The sequence below is a fragment of the Shewanella sp. DC2-4 genome, assembly GCF_013248875.1.
Lineage (GTDB): Bacteria > Pseudomonadota > Gammaproteobacteria > Enterobacterales > Shewanellaceae > Shewanella > Shewanella oncorhynchi.
Map to the genome: position 1 here is coordinate 3,320,101 of NZ_JABRVR010000002.1, position 16,923 is coordinate 3,337,023.

The 16,923-nt window shown below is 44.1% G+C and carries 15 protein-coding genes; 8 read left to right on the plus strand and 7 right to left on the minus strand.

Features of this window, described 5'->3' with window-relative positions; translation table 11 throughout:
• The first annotated feature begins 234 nt into the window (after positions 1-234).
• Positions 235-789, plus strand: a complete 555-nt coding sequence (locus tag HQQ92_RS15210) for a TMEM165/GDT1 family protein (RefSeq protein WP_131524629.1) — start codon at positions 235-237, stop codon at positions 787-789.
• Positions 790-839: 50 nt separating this feature from the next.
• Here HQQ92_RS15210 and norR read toward each other — a convergent pair whose 3' ends face one another.
• The gene (gene norR, locus HQQ92_RS15215; RefSeq protein WP_254306332.1) at positions 840-2,447 is read right to left on the minus strand and encodes a nitric oxide reductase transcriptional regulator NorR; all 1,608 of its coding nucleotides are present in this window, start codon (positions 2,445-2,447) and stop codon (positions 840-842) included.
• Positions 2,448-2,673: 226 nt separating this feature from the next.
• Between norR and norV the strand changes: the two genes are divergently transcribed.
• The gene (norV, locus tag HQQ92_RS15220; protein ID WP_028761590.1) at positions 2,674-4,203 is read left to right on the plus strand and encodes an anaerobic nitric oxide reductase flavorubredoxin; all 1,530 of its coding nucleotides are present in this window, start codon (positions 2,674-2,676) and stop codon (positions 4,201-4,203) included.
• Entirely contained in the window at positions 4,196-5,362 is a 1,167-nt protein-coding gene (norW, locus tag HQQ92_RS15225) for an NADH:flavorubredoxin reductase NorW (RefSeq protein ID WP_028761591.1), read from the plus strand. The genes norV and norW overlap by 8 nt, the downstream gene beginning before the upstream one ends.
• A gap of 115 nt (positions 5,363-5,477) precedes the next feature.
• On the opposite strand, the gene katB is transcribed toward norW, so the two are convergent.
• The 6 genes from katB to fkpA form a co-directional block, all read right to left on the minus strand.
• Entirely contained in the window at positions 5,478-6,953 is a 1,476-nt protein-coding gene (katB, locus tag HQQ92_RS15230; RefSeq protein WP_173246491.1) for a catalase KatB, read from the minus strand.
• Positions 6,954-7,276: 323 nt separating this feature from the next.
• Positions 7,277-7,519: a YgjV family protein gene (locus tag HQQ92_RS15235; RefSeq protein ID WP_028761593.1), complete on the minus strand. Its 243-nt coding sequence runs from the start codon at positions 7,517-7,519 to the stop codon at positions 7,277-7,279.
• 82 nt (positions 7,520-7,601) lie between these two features.
• On the minus strand, positions 7,602-8,039 hold the full coding sequence (locus HQQ92_RS15240) for a PaaI family thioesterase (RefSeq protein ID WP_028761594.1): 438 nt from the start codon (positions 8,037-8,039) through the stop codon (positions 7,602-7,604).
• A 105-nt stretch (positions 8,040-8,144) separates the two neighbouring features.
• Positions 8,145-8,600 carry a hypothetical protein gene (locus HQQ92_RS15245; protein ID WP_168824920.1) on the minus strand — a complete coding sequence of 152 codons (456 nt, stop codon included), beginning with the start codon at positions 8,598-8,600 and terminating at the stop codon, positions 8,145-8,147.
• 110 nt (positions 8,601-8,710) lie between these two features.
• Positions 8,711-11,323, minus strand: coding sequence for an extracellular exonuclease ExeM (gene exeM / locus HQQ92_RS15250; RefSeq protein ID WP_173246494.1), 2,613 nt, complete (start codon positions 11,321-11,323; stop codon positions 8,711-8,713).
• 619 nt (positions 11,324-11,942) lie between these two features.
• The gene (gene fkpA / locus HQQ92_RS15255; protein WP_131524662.1) at positions 11,943-12,710 is read right to left on the minus strand and encodes an FKBP-type peptidyl-prolyl cis-trans isomerase; all 768 of its coding nucleotides are present in this window, start codon (positions 12,708-12,710) and stop codon (positions 11,943-11,945) included.
• A gap of 154 nt (positions 12,711-12,864) precedes the next feature.
• Between fkpA and HQQ92_RS15260 the strand changes: the two genes are divergently transcribed.
• The 5 genes from HQQ92_RS15260 to lpoB all read left to right on the plus strand — a co-directional run bounded on the left by HQQ92_RS15260 (position 12,865) and on the right by lpoB (position 16,726).
• The gene (locus HQQ92_RS15260; protein ID WP_173246498.1) at positions 12,865-13,815 is read left to right on the plus strand and encodes a WD40 repeat domain-containing protein; all 951 of its coding nucleotides are present in this window, start codon (positions 12,865-12,867) and stop codon (positions 13,813-13,815) included.
• A gap of 9 nt (positions 13,816-13,824) precedes the next feature.
• Positions 13,825-14,037 carry a SlyX family protein gene (locus tag HQQ92_RS15265; RefSeq protein WP_006080410.1) on the plus strand — a complete coding sequence of 71 codons (213 nt, stop codon included), beginning with the start codon at positions 13,825-13,827 and terminating at the stop codon, positions 14,035-14,037.
• Positions 14,038-14,102: 65 nt separating this feature from the next.
• Positions 14,103-14,660: a peptide deformylase gene (gene def / locus HQQ92_RS15270; protein WP_173246501.1), complete on the plus strand. Its 558-nt coding sequence runs from the start codon at positions 14,103-14,105 to the stop codon at positions 14,658-14,660.
• Entirely contained in the window at positions 14,660-16,063 is a 1,404-nt protein-coding gene (locus tag HQQ92_RS15275) for a COG3014 family protein (RefSeq protein ID WP_113939848.1), read from the plus strand. Before def ends, HQQ92_RS15275 begins: the two co-directional genes overlap by 1 nt.
• Before the next feature lie 69 nt (positions 16,064-16,132).
• Positions 16,133-16,726 (plus strand): penicillin-binding protein activator LpoB, encoded by a 594-nt coding sequence (lpoB, locus tag HQQ92_RS15280; RefSeq protein ID WP_173246506.1) that lies wholly within the window; start codon positions 16,133-16,135, stop codon positions 16,724-16,726.
• Positions 16,727-16,923: the final 197 nt, after the last annotated feature.

The window sequence follows — 16,923 nt, forward strand, 5'->3', positions numbered from 1 at the left end:
AACTCGTGCTTGAAACTAAATCTTACCTAGGTATAATGCCCACCTCGCTTCGGGGGAGTAGCTAACTGGATTTCGAGCCATCGTCATCTAGGGTGAACATCAACATACTTGGCAACATGCCATGGTGTTCACAGCAAATCATAGATTTGCCCAGCAAGACCTGAGCACAATGACCGCACCTAGGGGTGGACGGTTTATTGTGCTTATGTCATAACCACCCCTAAAGGATTACACTTGGAAGCCCTACTTGCCTCAACCTTTACGGTTGCTATCGCCGAAATTGGTGATAAAACTCAATTACTTGCACTAATCCTCGCCGCAAGATTTAAAAATAAAACTGCCATTATTTTAGGTATTTTGCTGTCGACATTATTTAACCATTTTGCCGCAGCTTGGATTGGTCAATGGGCCATTAACTGGGTAAGCCCTGATCTTGCACGTTATTTAGTGGCCGCGTCCTTCTTCGCGATCGCTCTTTGGGTGTTAATCCCCGATAAAGTCGATGCAGAAGAGAGCCGTTTCTATAAAATGGGCCCCTTTCTCGCCACCTTTATCCTGTTTTTTATCGCCGAAATGGGGGATAAAACGCAAATAGCAACTGTGGTATTAGCCGCAAAATACGATTCATTAACTATGGTGGTTGCTGGCACAACCTTAGGCATGCTGCTTGCTAACGTACCCGTAGTGATCGCAGGCCACTTCAGCGCCGAAAAATTGCCTATGTTGTGGATACACCGTGGCTGCGCCGTATTGTTCGCACTCTTAGGCGTAGCAACACTGTTCTTCTAAGAATCGAGACTGGGGTTTTGCTGCAGAATAAAATTTCTTCACGCAATATTTCATTCTTTTAAACCTAACCGTTTTGCAAGTCGGTGCAAATTACCTGTATCGATTTGCAATATTCTTGCACACGCAGCCCAATTTTGTTTATTCGCGGCTAAAACTTGGCGAATAAGTTGACGCTGATATCTCTCAGTCGCAGCCTTAAGCCCCAGCATAACACTGGAATTATCTTGCGATTGTCGCTCACGACAGGCCGACTCAGACCTAAATGCTAATTCACTGGCTGGCGTTGCGGCATCTGATGGCCTATCTTCGTCGACTGTTTTGTGTGCTTGATTCATCAAAGAATCGAGCTGAAAATGTTTATCACTTAAGCTGATATAAGCCGTTTTTAGCTCGGCTTTCGCCAACACCGCAGCCCTGTGTATCGCATGCTCTAGCTCACGCACATTACCCGGCCATGTGTATTGCTCTAATAACTGCTGCGCTGCGTGTGTGATATTGATATGGGTGAGTCCTAACTTCGCTTTACAACGTTCAAGAAAAAAACCTGTCAGCATAACAATATCTTGCCCACGCTCTCTTAATGGTGCTACGTGGATAGGAAATACGCTCAACCTATGGTAAAGATCGAAACGAAAGCGCCCTTCCGTTGCCTCTTGGTGCAAAATTCGATTAGTGGCGGCAATAATCCGAGTATTAACTTTTAGGCTCTTATCACTGCCCACTCGCTGTAATTCTCCGTATTGTAAAACCCTCAATAACTTAGCTTGCAGCCCCAAGGGAAGCTCCCCGATTTCATCTAAAAACAAAGTCCCCTTGTCAGCGAGTTCAAACTTGCCTTGCCTATGACTGATTGCCCCCGTAAATGCCCCTTTTACATGCCCAAATAACTCGCTTTCGGCGACGGACTCAGGCAATGCAGCGCAGTTCAAATAGATAAGTGATTTATCGGCTCTGGTCGATTGATTATGTATCGCCGCGGCCACTAACTCCTTACCCACGCCAGTTTCGCCGGTAATTAATACCGATAAATCAGTGCCTGCCACGGCACTTATCTGCTGCTTTAGCGATTGGATCTGTGTGGATTGCCCTATGATCTCCTGCTGACTAGCAGGACGATTGAGCACCTCAGTGCCATTGGAGACTTCAACAACTTGGGATTCTAGCTGTTGCATCAATAACGCAGTATTAAGACTGGCTGCGGCCAGTGCGCTGATCACACGCAACTCGCTATCACTAAAATCATCAAACTGATGAGGGTTGAAACCATCAATGGTGAGCGCCCCAATTAAGCGATCGTTCGCGATTAGTGGTAAACCAATGCAAGCATGTACATGTAAGTTCGCACTATGATGTGGAATTAAACCATCATACGGATCAGGAAGTTCACTGTCGGCCGGGAAACGAACCACATCGCCAGCACGGGCGATAGCCTCTAATCTCGGATGTTCACTAATTTGAAAGCGCCGCCCTAACACTTCGGCAAAGAGCCCATCTATCGCCAAGGGGACAAATTGCTGCTCCCGAAATGCCAATAATGCCGCAGCATCACAATTGACACGCCGCCTGACCACTGCCAACAAACGCTCAAATCTGTCTTGCGTCGACACGCCGACAGTTAAATCTAAGGCTAACTGAGTTAAATCAGCATGGGCACTCATAGCACATCCACAGTCAAATAAAGTCATATTGACAACAGTGTAATGTCAATTTGACTAATATCAAATTGTCATTATGACATCAGCAAGTGATTTAAAATGTTGAAATACGCTAATACCAATAAAAATCAAAACCTTAAAATATTGGCATGGTGAGTGCAATAAGAGATTTAACTAAATAAGCAAGATTTACGTAGCGCATTCATTATTAATTATCACAGGTGTATTTATGACTATTCATGTAAAAAACAATATCCACTGGGTGGGTCAACGCGATTGGGAAGTGCAAGATTTTCATGGTACTGAGTACAAGATAACTAAAGGCACAAGCTACAATAGCTACCTTATCCGTGAAGAAAAAACCGTGTTAATTGATACAGTTGATCATCGGTTTAGCCAGCAATTCTTACAAAATCTTGAAGCTGAAATTAATTTAACCGACATAGACTATATTGTGATGAACCATGCAGAGGAAGACCACTCAGGCGCCCTGACTGCATTAATGGCCAAAATTCCTAACACACCAATTTACTGCAGTGAAAATGCGGTCGACTCCATTGTAGGACATCACCACCACCCAGAATGGAATTTCATTACCGTAAAGACAGGTGATAGTTTAGCAATAGGCAATGGTAAGCAACTGATATTTATCGAAGCACCTATGTTGCATTGGCCAGATAGCATGATGACATACCTCACCGAAGATGCGGTTTTATTCAGTAACGATGCCTTTGGCCAGCACTATTGCGATGAACATTTATTCAATGATGAGGTTGATCAAAATGAATTAATGGAGCAATGCCTACGGTACTACTCAAACATTTTAACGCCCTTTAGCAGCCTAGTAACGGCTAAAATTCACGAAGTATTAAGCTTTAATTTACCTGTAGATATGATCGCAACTTCACACGGCATTGTGTGGCGTGATAATCCAGCCCAAATTATTCACCAATATTTAGCTTGGGCCGACGCTTATCAAGAAGACCGCATCACGATTCTCTACGACTCTATGTCCAATAATACTCGCATGATGGCCGACGGTATTGCTCAAGGTATCCATGATATTGACCCCAATGTAGCGGTAAAAGTGTATAACGTCGCACGTCATGATAAAAACGAAATCCTTGCACAGGCATTTAGGTCAAAAGGTATTTTAGTCGGCTCATCCACCATGAATAATGTGATGATGCCTAAAATTGCCGCCATGCTTGAAGAAATCACGGGCCTGCGTTTTCGCAATAAAAAGGCGGCAGCTTTTGGTAGTTATGGCTGGAATGGCGGCGCAGTCGATAGAATTCACACTCGTTTGATGGATGCTGGTTTCGAAACTTCAGTGGGATTAAAAGTCAAATGGCGTCCCGATCGTGATGCGATGCAAGAATGCCGTCAGCACGGCCAGCGAATCGCGCGAGAATGGGCATTGCGTCCCCTCGATAGCGCTAATAGTCGCTCTATCATTAATCAAGTCATGTCAAAACCTAGCCAAGCCACCACGGCCAGTCAAACAGCTGAAAATACTGCTACTAATAACGTCCCTATGACTGCACCGATTGCAACAAAAGCGTGCGAATTAAATGATACACAATCAATGATTTGCACCGTTTGCCAATGGGTTTACGACCCTGAAAAAGGAGAACCTAATCAAGATATCATTGCTGGCACACCTTGGACTCAAGTGGCCGAAGACTTCCTCTGTCCCGAATGTGGCCTAGGTAAAAGCGTTTTCGCTGTCATAAAAAATGAGGTGACTAATGCCTAAGCCAATCGTCATTATCGGCAGTGGATTCGCGGCATATCAGCTAGTCAAAACACTGCGACGTTTAAACCGCGAACAACCGATTACAGTTATCACAGCCGACTCTGGTGACGAATACCATAAACCAGATTTAAGCCATGTGTTTAGCCTTAAAAAAATGGCGTCAGACCTCATAAAATTGACCGCGACTGAATTTGCACATGAGCAACAAATTGATGTGATAAATCACTGTGAAGTCATAAAAATAGATAAAGTTCGTCAGGTAGTATGTTGCCATCAAGGACGCGAAATTGCGTACAAAAAATTAGTGCTTGCCACAGGTGCACGGCCCTTTATTCCACCTATAGAGGGGGATGGCGTCGATATCATCCATACAGTTAACAGCTTAATGGAGTATCAGGCCTGCGAAGCAGACATCCATGGTGCGAGGAGAGTACTGGTTATCGGTGCTGGTTTGGTCGGAGTTGAACTGGCAATGGACTTAGCAACTGCAGGTAAGCAAGTATTTTTGGTCGATCCACAAGCGAGCTTAATGCCGAATATGCTACCCGAAATGTTAAGCCACAAACTGACCGCTGTACTAACGCAGCATAACGTCACAGTGCAATTGCAAACCCGAGTCAGCCAACTGCAACACCAAGATGGCAGTATCTCTGTGTGCCTAGATAATGACCAGCGGTTTATTTGTGATGCGGTTATCTGTGCAGCGGGACTTCTCCCTAACAGCCAACTTGCCCAGCATGCGGGGCTAGAGGTCAATAAAGGTATCGTCGTTAACGAATACTTACAAACCAACGATGCCCATATTTATGCGCTAGGTGATTGCGCCCAAATCAACGGCCAAAATAGGGCCTATTTGCAACCTGCGTTACTGAGCGCCAATGCGCTGGCGAACACATTACTGAACCAACCGACAGCAGTGAATTTTCCCGCCATGCTCATTAAAGTGAAAACGCCACTGTTACCTATGCAACTCAGCGGTATAACAGTGAATGGCGTCCATCGCTGGCAAGTCGATATTGATGCTCAAGGAAGCAGTATTAAAGCATTCGACGTGGATGAAACATTTATAGGATTTATCGTAACCGAGGATAAAATGCAGCAAGCATTTGGATTGTTAAAGCAGCTAAATAGCCCTAACGCGGCACTCATCGCGGCCTAAGAGCACATTAACGAGAATGTTAATATTATTGTCGCTGATAATAAAAACTGAGTAGAGGCTTTCTACTCAGTTTTATCGTTTCTACTATTATTCAAACATTCGCAACAGCAATAGTTTAAAGACCTAATGCCAGTTTAATACGTTGTCCGTAATCCGCATCGGCTTGAGTAAAATGCGCCACCATACGTTGCTGCACATCTAAACTCGCTTGACTTAATGAACCCGAAATTGTTGCCACTAGGCGCGCTTTCTCAGCTTCAGAGAAGATGCGATACAAATTACCCGCTTGGGTATAATCGTCTTGGTTATAACGACTGTAACGCGCCGCTTCACCTTCTAAACGCAATGGTGGTTCGCTAAAGTTTACTGGCTCAACCAAGGCATCAGCAGTGCTGTTCGGGCCATAGTTTGCCGAAGCGTCGCCACCAGTTTGACTGCCATGATAAGGACATTGTGTACCCGCCATCGCACCTGCACGTTGATGGTGATTTGCCTTAGCGGCATGCGGGCAATTCACTGGCAATTGGTTGTAGTTAGCACCAATGCGGTAACGCTGCGCATCGGCGTAGGCAAATAAACGCGCTTGTAACATCTTGTCTGGTGAAGCCCCGACGCCTGGGACCAAATTACTAGGTGCCAATGCCACTTGCTCAACTTCAGCAAAGTAGTTTTGTGGCAGACGATTCAGTTCTAATACACCAATCTCAAGTAATGGATAGTCGCTATGCGGCCAAACCTTAGTTAAATCAAATGGATTGATATGGTAAGTATTGGCATCTGCCTCAGGCATAATCTGCACATTAACCGTCCAACGCGGGAAGTTTCCATCAGTAATAGCAACCACCATATCGCGCTGTGATGAATCGGGATCAATCCCTTTTAATTTATCAGCCTGTTCATTAGTTAAGTTGACCACGCCTTGCTGCGATTTAAAGTGGAACTTCACCCAGAAACGCTCGCCCTTGGCATTCCACAGCGAGAAAGTGTGTGAACCATAACCATGCATTTGACGGTAGTTCGCCGGAATACCACGATCCGACATCAAAATGGTTACTTGATGCATAGCTTCAGGATTCAATGACCAAAAGTCCCACATAGCCTGCGGATCTTTTAAGTTTGTCTTAGGATTACGCTTTTGCGTATGAATAAAGTCTGGAAACTTAATCCCATCTCGCAAGAAAAAGGTCGGCGTATTGTTACCCACGATATCGTGATTACCACGGGCAGTATAAAAACGTAAACCAAAGCCACGTGGATCGCGCTCTGCGTCGGCAGAACCCATTTCTCCACCTACGGTTGAGAAACGAATAAAGGTTTCGGTTTGCTTACCAACACCATTGAAATGGTCAGCAATGGTGTAATCGCTTAAATCTTTAGTCAGCGTAAATGTGCCGTAAACCCCTGTACCTTTGGCATGCACGATACGTTCAGGAATACGCTCACGGTTGAAATGGGCTAACTTTTCAATTAAATGCCAATCTTGTAATAGCAAAGGACCACGTTCACCCGCCGACAGTGAGTTTTGATCATCGGCCACTGGGGCACCGTTTTGGCTCGTTAAGTACTGACTTGTTTGATGTTGTTGACTCATGCCCTGCTCCTTAGTCTTGATTGCTGGTTAACCAGGTTTCAATTAAATCGTAAATGGTGGCCATGGTTTATCTCCTTGGCTGCGACGTGTTGTCGATGGAGCAAGAATAGAGAATTACCACTTTAGAATAAAACGATTAAACTAGATTTTCATAATCTAAAAAAAAGATTAAGAATGGGTTTGGCAAGACAGTTAATGAATTACACGGACTCACAGCCAATGGTCCGCTCACATCACTTAAGATGCTGTTGAAAAACCAAATAGCTGCTCAGGACAATGGAGCGAAGTGCGGTGCGAGAAAGCGGAGTTAAGCTGATACACCATTAACTGCTGGATAAGTCAGCTTCACGATAAAGCTTAACCAAATAATAAGTATCAATCAGCACGATAAAAAAGTTAACTAAGGCAACAGGATAAGCCCCAATTGCCACACCGTAGGCCACAAATAAAGCCGCACCAATGAGATTCCACCAGCGCAGTTTCTTAATGTTTGACATCATCAGTGATATTGCAACGACCACTGAAGCTAAATAACCAACCCATTCCCAAATTGTAGCGTTATCCATATCCAATCCTTATCTATATATTATTTAAATCAAACGATTGATACGACAATCACACCACAGGTAATAAGCTGGCTCATTGCATTTAGCGTTTAACGACAGCCGCCGTCATCCGTGAAATACAAGTCAGTTCACCCGCACTGTTGTGGATTAAAATCTCCCATACAGAGCTGCGCTTCCCTAAGTGGATAGGCTTAGCCGTGGCGGTTAATACCCCATTACGGGAAGCCCGTAAGTGGTTAGCGTTAATTTCTTGACCGACACAATAGTACTGCTCAAAATCCACCGCGAAATTTGCCGCATAGCTAGCAACGGTTTCAGCAAGCGCGACATTCGCGCCACCATGCACTATGCCCAAAGGGTTATGCACCGCCGGACTGGCTGGCATAGTGGCCTTCATGTAATCGTCGCCAATCTCACTGATCTCAATTCCTAAAGTCTGCATCAAGGTGCCTTTGCCACCCATACCGGCGTCTAAACGCGCGCAATCCTCTAACGTTACAGCTCTAAACCAAATACTCATTGCAACTTCCTAGTCAATAAAACCAATCAGCAGTTTACTGTGAAGTGGATGAAGTTCAACTAGTTTACTCTCAGCTAGTCACATCTATATCGGCAAAAATAAGGCTCAAACTAACCAAGATTTAGTGGTACTTAGCTGACTAAACCAGACAAGAAATAATCCCCACACCACGACTACACTTGGCATAATTAACGCGTCGGCTCCTAGCACCACAGCCGCTTGCTGAATGCAAAATACATAGGTCATTTGCAACAAAATAGCGATAAGCGAGGCGACCAACACTTTATAAGCAATTAATTTTCTGAATAACAATAATAGACATCCTAGAACCCCTGAAACTACGGCAAAGCCAAACACAGCATCAATCCAAATTGGCGTTGTTTCATAGAGTGTAATTTGATCTGGGCTCATCTGTGCCAGTGCATCTGGCGTCATAGTCATTTGCATAACAAAAGCCATCAGCCCCATGATATTCCACAACAAACTGAGCGTTGCGACAAAGTAAAACCACAGTGGCGCCTTGATATTCATGGTTTTCAGCGGATTTGAGGTGGTATCCATACTCACTCCTAATAAAAACTGAAAAAAAGAGATAAAAAAGGGATGGTTAACCATCCCTTTGTTTCAGTCTAGCTCACAAATTGCACTTGTGAGTTAACCCCATATACAGGTTAACGGCGACGACGCTGCAAACCAAACAAGGACATCAGTGCTAAACCTAAATAACCTAAAGCACCGCCATCATCTTTAGGCTTTGGCTCAGGTTTTGGCGGCACTACTGGCGCAGGATAACTTAAAGCAACAATCACAGGATCATGATCCGATGCAGAAAAAGCATTTTCAGATTTAGCCAGATCACCAGAGAACTTCTTACCGTATTCAAACAGGCTAGATTCCACTGAGTTGATATGCCAATCTTCAATATCCACTAAACGTTTGGCTAAGCTAGCATTGGCTAAAGCATGATCTAAGTTACCTAACTCGCCGTTATAGCTATAAGAGAAAGTGCTTGCACCGTGGGCTTTCGTGTTCAAGTTGATAAAGCCATAACCTTTTTCAATCTTGCTGCCTTGGCGTTCAAACACTTTGCCGTCGAGCGTCGTCCACGAAGCGGTCAGGATGTCACGCTCTGACTTGCTCGCATCGAAGTCGGTTAGTACACGGATAGGATCCTCCATACCATAGGCATTCATATCACCGATGATCAGTAAGTCGCCTTTCACGTCTTTTAGCGTTTCACCCAAGACTTTGGCTGCAGATACGCGGAAAGCATTACACTTACCCTGTTGATCGGCCGGATCAACTGACTCTTCGAAGTTAGCCCAATCTTCTAAACAGCCTGAGCCTTTAGATTTCAAATGGTTAACGACTACGGTCAGAGACTCATCATGGATTTTAAAGGTTTGCGCTAAGCTGTGACGTTGATAAGCATCATTGCCAGGGTTAGTCTCAGTTTTGCCATCTTTTGTGCGAGTCACGCTGCCAGCACTGGCGTGCTGTTCTGGAGTACCGATAACTTGTGCTGCCCCCGCTAAAGCCACTTTACCACCACGGTATAACATGCCGACAGTAATCGCATCTGTGCCAAAGTACTTGCCGTCATACTTATCAGCATCGGTGATTTCAACAAAGCTATAGGCGTTTTCAGGCGTCTGCTTGTCATTTAGTGCATCGACTAAATCCTTAATCGCACTCTTCTCACCAAAACCGTTGTTAGCAATTTCCATCAAACCGACGATATCGGCGTTCATGGCGGTAATAGCGCTAACGATTTTAGTACGTTGTAGCACCATTTCTTCCAGCGTTAGGGCGCCACGGTTACTGCCTGATGGATTGGTATCGCCACCATCAACATCGTTAAAGAAGTTCAGCACGTTAAAGCTAGCCACGCGCAGATCTCCCTTAGTTGCAACACTTGGGGCTTCGGTTCTATCGTCACCACGGATAAAATCACCCGCTGTAATAGTATTAGTCGCCACTAAACGATAAGCGCCGTAGCTGTAACCAATCACACCTTGCAGGTTAGTCAGTTGATCGCCAACACGGATGTAACCCGTTTCCACATTGAAATCAGGGAAGTATGGAATAACACCATTGGCAGGCTTGTAATCGGATTCGATAAAGAGTTGGTTTTCGCGGTTAGATTTAACTAATGCCGTTGCTTCAGCAGAAAGCGCTGGATACAGCTGTGTCGGCTTCATCAAAGGTGCTTGATATGACACTAGCATGTTATTGCGACTACCCGCATAGTCGAAGCTGAAGGTGCGGCTGATTTTAAGATCGCTGCCCGCATCTAAGGCCACATTCATGCCTTCATAGCGCTCTAATGCTTGCGCTAAGGTTTCGCCATCGGCCACATAGAAAGGTGCGGTAACAGGGACTTCACCCTTAGCGCCAACATCAAATTTCTTATCGGCTTTAATATCGATTTGAGTTAGGCCAAAGTATTCTTTCACTTTACCCTGCACACACACTTCAACCCCTGGTTGAATCGCTTCAGGTGCAGCTTCACCTAAGAATACAAATACACCATCAGAGGTATACGGTGAGTTATCACCCTTAACTTCTTGTAAGTAAAAACCTTTAAACAAGCTTTCACCACGGGCAGTCACTACGCCACGCACAGTCACTTCGGCTTCAGATTCGAATGCCCCTGCTGGTACAAATGGGCTCGACTCGCCCGCACCTTGTACTTGATAAATAGGCACAATTTTAGCGCCAGTACAGCTAAAGAGCGGCACTTCTGGCTCAGCAGGCGTTTCTAGAGAACCTAAACCAGAGAAGGTATCTTTAGGTAATTGTTCCCACTGGGCGGCATTAAATACTGTATTCGCCACTAACGCATCTAATTTACGTTTTAAGGTAACGTCTAATCCCCAACCCGTTGGCGTCGGCACATCACCAATAATATCGATGACTGCATCATCTTTCATTAAGGCAACCGCATCACCGCCATTAAAACTTAAACTACCAGAGTAACTATCAACCCCTTGAGCAACAGTAATAGTACCGCTAGTATTTAAAATAACTTTTGTCGATTTTGCCGCAATAGTTTGACCACCTAAAGCCACCATATCCGACGCAACAGTAGCACCATCTTTATAACGAACCAGTTTATAACCCGCGAGATCAATTGCCGTATCGCCGCTGTTATACAGTTCAATCGCTTTATTATTTGAGCTACCTTCAACATATTCGGTGATCATCACATCTGCGCTTACCATCATAGGCAAAGCCGCTGCAACAGCTAAAGAAATAGCCGTTAATTTATTAACATTATCCATATCATCAACCCCATTATTATAATATTGCCGCTAACTTCTATTAACGTGCGAGCGGATTATTTCAGAGTTGAATGCGTAAAAAAAGAGGGCAAGATCGCACATTGCCAATGTAACACATTGATGAGTAACTAATTATAGACACTTCACTGTTCACCTAACAGAACAGGATGGTAAATCAAAAGTATTAGCCATGTAAAAACAAACAGTAAGAGCAATACACATAAGCTCAAAGCATTTGGCATCCTGCTTAAATAACAATCAATATTTTAATGTGATATTTCGATGATATTATTCAGTATGCAATACCCAATAAAAATATAAGGAACACGGGTCCTTAAAAGGCAATGGATATAATTAAAACTTAATTTAGCATTCATTATTTTGAAATAAACATAACAGTCAAACTGCTAGAATGGATGATTTATACCCTTGGTTATTGCAGCAGATTAATGTTGATGATGGGTATAAAAATGAAACACAGAGCCAGTCTGAGAACCAACAGCTGTAAGATAGTGAGCTCAATATTAAAACAATAATGCGAATTTTACAGACAAAAAAATACCGCTCATTTAGGAGCGGTATTTTCAATTGCGCCGTATTACACGTCGCAGCTAATCAATTACTTTTTAGCAGGTTCAGCTACTGGCGCCGCAGAAGCTTTCTCGATTGATTTCAACTCAACTTCGAAAATCAACGTAGAGTTTGGTGGAATAGTACCAGTATCACGTACGCCATAGGCTAATTCCGATGGGATCACAAACTTGAACTTAGCGCCAACAGGCATTAATTGCACGCCTTCAGTCCAACCTGGAATAACGCGATTCAAAGGGAACTTAGCCGCTTCGCCGCGTTTATAAGAACTATCAAACTCAGTACCGTCAAGTAAAGTACCGACATAATCCACTTCTACAGTGTCTTCTGCGGCAGGCTTTTCACCCGTGCCTGGAGTTAATACTTCATATTGTAAGCCAGACTCAGTTGTCACTACACCAGGCTTAACCTTGTTTTCTTCAAGGAATTTTTTACCATCTTCGATATTTTTCGCAGAAATCGCTGTTGCTTGTTCCTGACGTTTATCGTTTAACTTTTTATCTAGACCTTGAAGAATGGTTTGCATTTCTTCTTCGGTTAAACTTAATTGGTCATTCAGACCATTAGTGAAACCAGTGACGATCAGAGTGCGATCAACTGGCAGGCCTAATTCTTCTTGCTCTTTGATATGGCCAGACATATAACGACCGATTGAAGCGCCTACACTGTAAGCTTCTTTTTGAGCTTCAGTCGTTAATTCAACATTTGTACTCGTAGCTGCTTTTTCTTCTTGATTACAAGCAGATAGGCCAATAATAGCCAATGCAACTAACGATAATTTATAAATCGATTTCATTAAAGCTTCCTCAGCATCCTCAAGCGGTTACAATAACCTAAGCGTGACAACTTTATACTAGTTATCTCGGTTATACCAACTAGATTCTTTATGGGTTAACAGTGATTAATGTCACTTGATCAAGTCTAAAGACAACAACTTAGGGAGCAAGTTCATGAAGAAAAATCTACTGCTGGTAATTTGCACAGTTTTTCTAATCGCTTGCCACCCCAAAGCAGAAGATATCAGTGTTCTCACAACAGAGCCCAGCTATAGCGCGAGCCTATCAAGTAATGGGCAATTCGCCTTAGTTGCCACTCAAAGTAGTGGAGTTCAATGCTGGGATCTCAGTACCCACACCCTCAAATACCAATGGATACATGGCGATATTAATACTGGCGTCACAGGTACGGCGATTTCTCCCAACGGGATATTTGCAGCATCGTTAAGCCGAGATTCAGTTGCTATGTGGAAAATAGCCGACGGTAAGCCTTTGGGCTGGTGGTCCTTACCTTCATCCGGTGAAAGTGTCGCGGTAGCCGATAATGGCGCACTACTTATTGGTTTAAATGATGGTTCAGTCATGTCGCTTAATGCCGAAAAATCTGCCTTAATCAAATTTCTTGGACATAAAGAGCGCGTCAATAGTGTTGCCCTCTCTGCTGATGGCCGATTAGCATTAACGGGGTCAAATGATATGCAGGCGATTCTCTGGCAGGCACAAACTGGCCAACCGCTTCATACGTGGACACTCGGCAGCCGTATAACCAAAGTGGCACTCAACGACAGTGGTAGTTTAAGTTTTACCAATGGCAGCACAGATGAAGCAAAAATCTGGGATAACACAAGCGGTAAGCTATTAAACAAGCTGGATATTACCCGTCGCCAAATGAACTTTTCAGCGGTGAGGTTTATCAAACAAGACAGCCAGCTATTAACAGGTACGCCAGCGCGGGAAGTTATACTCTGGCAACGTGACTCGGGTAAACAAATTGAAAAATGGCAGGTTGCACTCACTAAAAACAGCCAAAATCGAGGAGCCGTTGTATACTCTGTGGCAATTCGAGATACCAATAAAGTCGTTAGTATCAGTAGCCAAGGCTTAGTTGAAACTTGGCAGAAATAGAGGTTAGCCATGCAAGGCGTACAAGCACAGATTGAAGATCTAGAAACCAAATTGGCTTTTCAAGAGCTCACAGTCGAAGAATTAAACCAAGAGGTCATCAAATTAAATCGACTGGTGGCTCACCAGCAACACCAAATTCACATGTTAATTGGTAAGTTGCAGGACATGGAACCGAGTAATATGGCGACTCAGGCTGAAGAAACGCCACCACCACATTATTAACACTGACGCTTTAGATGTTAACTTTGATTAAAAAAACAGTTACTGCAAAATATCCAGGGAATGCGATGTTTAAACATTTAATGCCAAAAGAAACCCCAACTCTATTACCCATAGCGTTAGTGGATGAACCCATTCTAAGGCAGACTGCAATCACAGTGCACCATTTCGATGCAGAGCTCGTGCATCTTGCCGAGCAAATGTCTGCCAGCATGGACGCTGCCAATGGCGTTGGTATCGCAGCCCCCCAAGTTCACAGCCCTTTAGCCTTATTTATTATGGCTTCTCGCCCTAATGAGCGTTATCCCGACGCGCCTAATATGGCGCCTGTGGTCGTGGTTAATCCGCAAATCATTAATGCATCAAGCGAGTTGGTCAGCGGAGAAGAAGGCTGCTTATCTGTACCGGGGCAAAGATTTACGATACAAAGACATCAAGCCATTGAAGTACGCTATCAAAATTTACAAGGCGAGTGGCAAAAAACCGAATTAACGGGCTTTATTGCACGGATTTTTCAACATGAATTTGATCACCTTCAAGGGATCACATTACTCGAGCGTTCACTTATGCCAGAACAGACTCAGGCGATTTCAGCCCAATCCATCAAAAAAGGTGAAGCGCAATAATGAAACTGTCCTTCGTTACACCTTTTTCTCGCGCATTTATTGCACCAACCTTGGCAATGGGATTGGTTTTAAACTTATCGGGCTGCGCTTATAACAGTATTTTCATTAATTATCCTGCGCAGATCGAACCACTCAAACAAGAGCTTAATAGTGCGACTCCCATGGCCGATATCGACAAACTTGCCAGTAATATCAATGGCAATGACGGCTTACTCTATGCCCAAGAAGCGGGACGTATTGCTCAAGTCGCCGGCGATTTTGCTGCCAGTAAAAAATATTATCAGCAAGCAGTAGATGCTTATACCGCCTTTGATGATAAGGCCAAAGTCAGCGTTAGTGACATTGGCGCAACAGCCAGCAGCTTAGTGTTAAACGACAATGCGATTCCGTACAGAGGCCCTGGGTATGAACGCATTATGCTGCACCAATACCAAGCTCTTAACTATTTGTTTAGTGGCGACTATCAGGGGGCTCTCGTCGAAGTTCGTCGCAGTAACGAACTACAGAGCAGCGAGCAAGAACGCTATCAAAAATCACAAAAGTCAGTTCAAGCCATGGCAAACGGCACCATAGATGCCGAGGTTAACAAACTAGGACAAGCCGCGGGCACAGTCACCAGTTCTTTCTTAAACGCTTACAGTTATTACACCACTGGCGTACTGCACGAAGTGCTGGGTGAGCCGAACGATGCCTATATCGATTATCGTAAAGCAGCACAAATCACTCCAGATAACACCTATTTACAGCAAGATCTGGTCCGCCTCGCCAAGCAACTCGGCATGCCACAGTATGATGAGTTTAAGCGCCGTTGGGGCGATGCTAAATTGCCCAACCCCAAAGATGGCCAAGTAATTTTGATGGTCGAGCGCGGCTTTGTGCCAGCAAAACAAGCTCTCACGGTACCTTTTACTATCCATGGTAACTGGCAGACAGTGTCACTCGCTACCTACATGCCAAACAATACTTTTGTGCCAGAGACGCAAGTGCAAGGTTTAGGTACAGTGCTGAAAACTGAACCTATTGCCAATATCGATGCCTTAGCCATCACAGCACTCAAGGAAGATCTGCCCGCGACGCTAGTTCGCCAAGTCGCTAGGGTCTATGCTAAATCTGAGATGGCCTATCAGATTGAGAAGAGTGGTAAACCAGGGAACAATGCTGCCGATATTGGCAGTATAGCGATGCAGATTTTTAACGTAGTAACAGAACAAGCGGATCGTCGTAGTTGGCTGACGCTCCCTAAACAAGCACAGATCGGGCGGCGTTATTTGAGTGCAGGTGAATACACTTTGCAGTTAGACAAAGCGCCACCGGCTAAAATTGATGTTGCAGCAGGCAAAACCACCTTAGTCTGGGCAATTGATACTGGTAATTACACCCGAATTTATTCAATAATCATTTAGCCTAGCGGTTGTGGTATTTGAATAAGACGTGTGTCATTAAGTTTATACAATCACAAAATGGAACTGACTATGAAACAATTTAAACTGATTTTTGTACTGGCTGCCGTTATGGGTCTAGCTGCATGTCAATCTAAAGTCGAATATGGCGATGCCACAGAAGTTGAAACCGTCAATGAGAACTTTGGCTCGACGGATCTACAAGCTATTGCAGCCAAGATGGTGGATAGCATGATGACTTTCCCTCCTATCGTGGCAATAACAGCCAATGACCGCCCGATTTTATTTGTTGATAGCATCAAAAACAAAACCTCAGAACATATCGACACTGAGTCTGTCACTGACTCTATCAGTAACAAATTATTGCGCTCAGGCAAGTTCCGTTTTATCGACATGACTAAAGTAGATTCAGTCCGTAAACAACTGGATTACCAAAACAACACTGGCATGGTTGACCCATCAACCGCCATCAAGTTTGGTCGTCAAATTGGCGCTCAATACATGTTATATGGCAATTTATCTAGCATAGTGAAGCAAGACGGTAGCACTAAAGACGTCTACTATAAGATGACAATGCGTTTAATGGATTTAGAAACAGGCCTTATCGAATGGTCTGATGAAAAAGAAATCCGTAAGATGAAGTCTAAGTCTTTCTTAGGCATGTAATTGTCCTATTGGCACTTAATTCTGCCAAACAGTAATCTCAAGAAGCCAGCGTTAACGCTGGCTTTTTTTTACATTTTTAACATTGGTAATCCAAGGTAAATAAGGTAGTGTACTCGGCCAAAATACACTGCGATGATGATGCTCAAAATTGGCGCTGGCGCGAGGGATAATTTGCCACAAAGGCAAACCTACACACA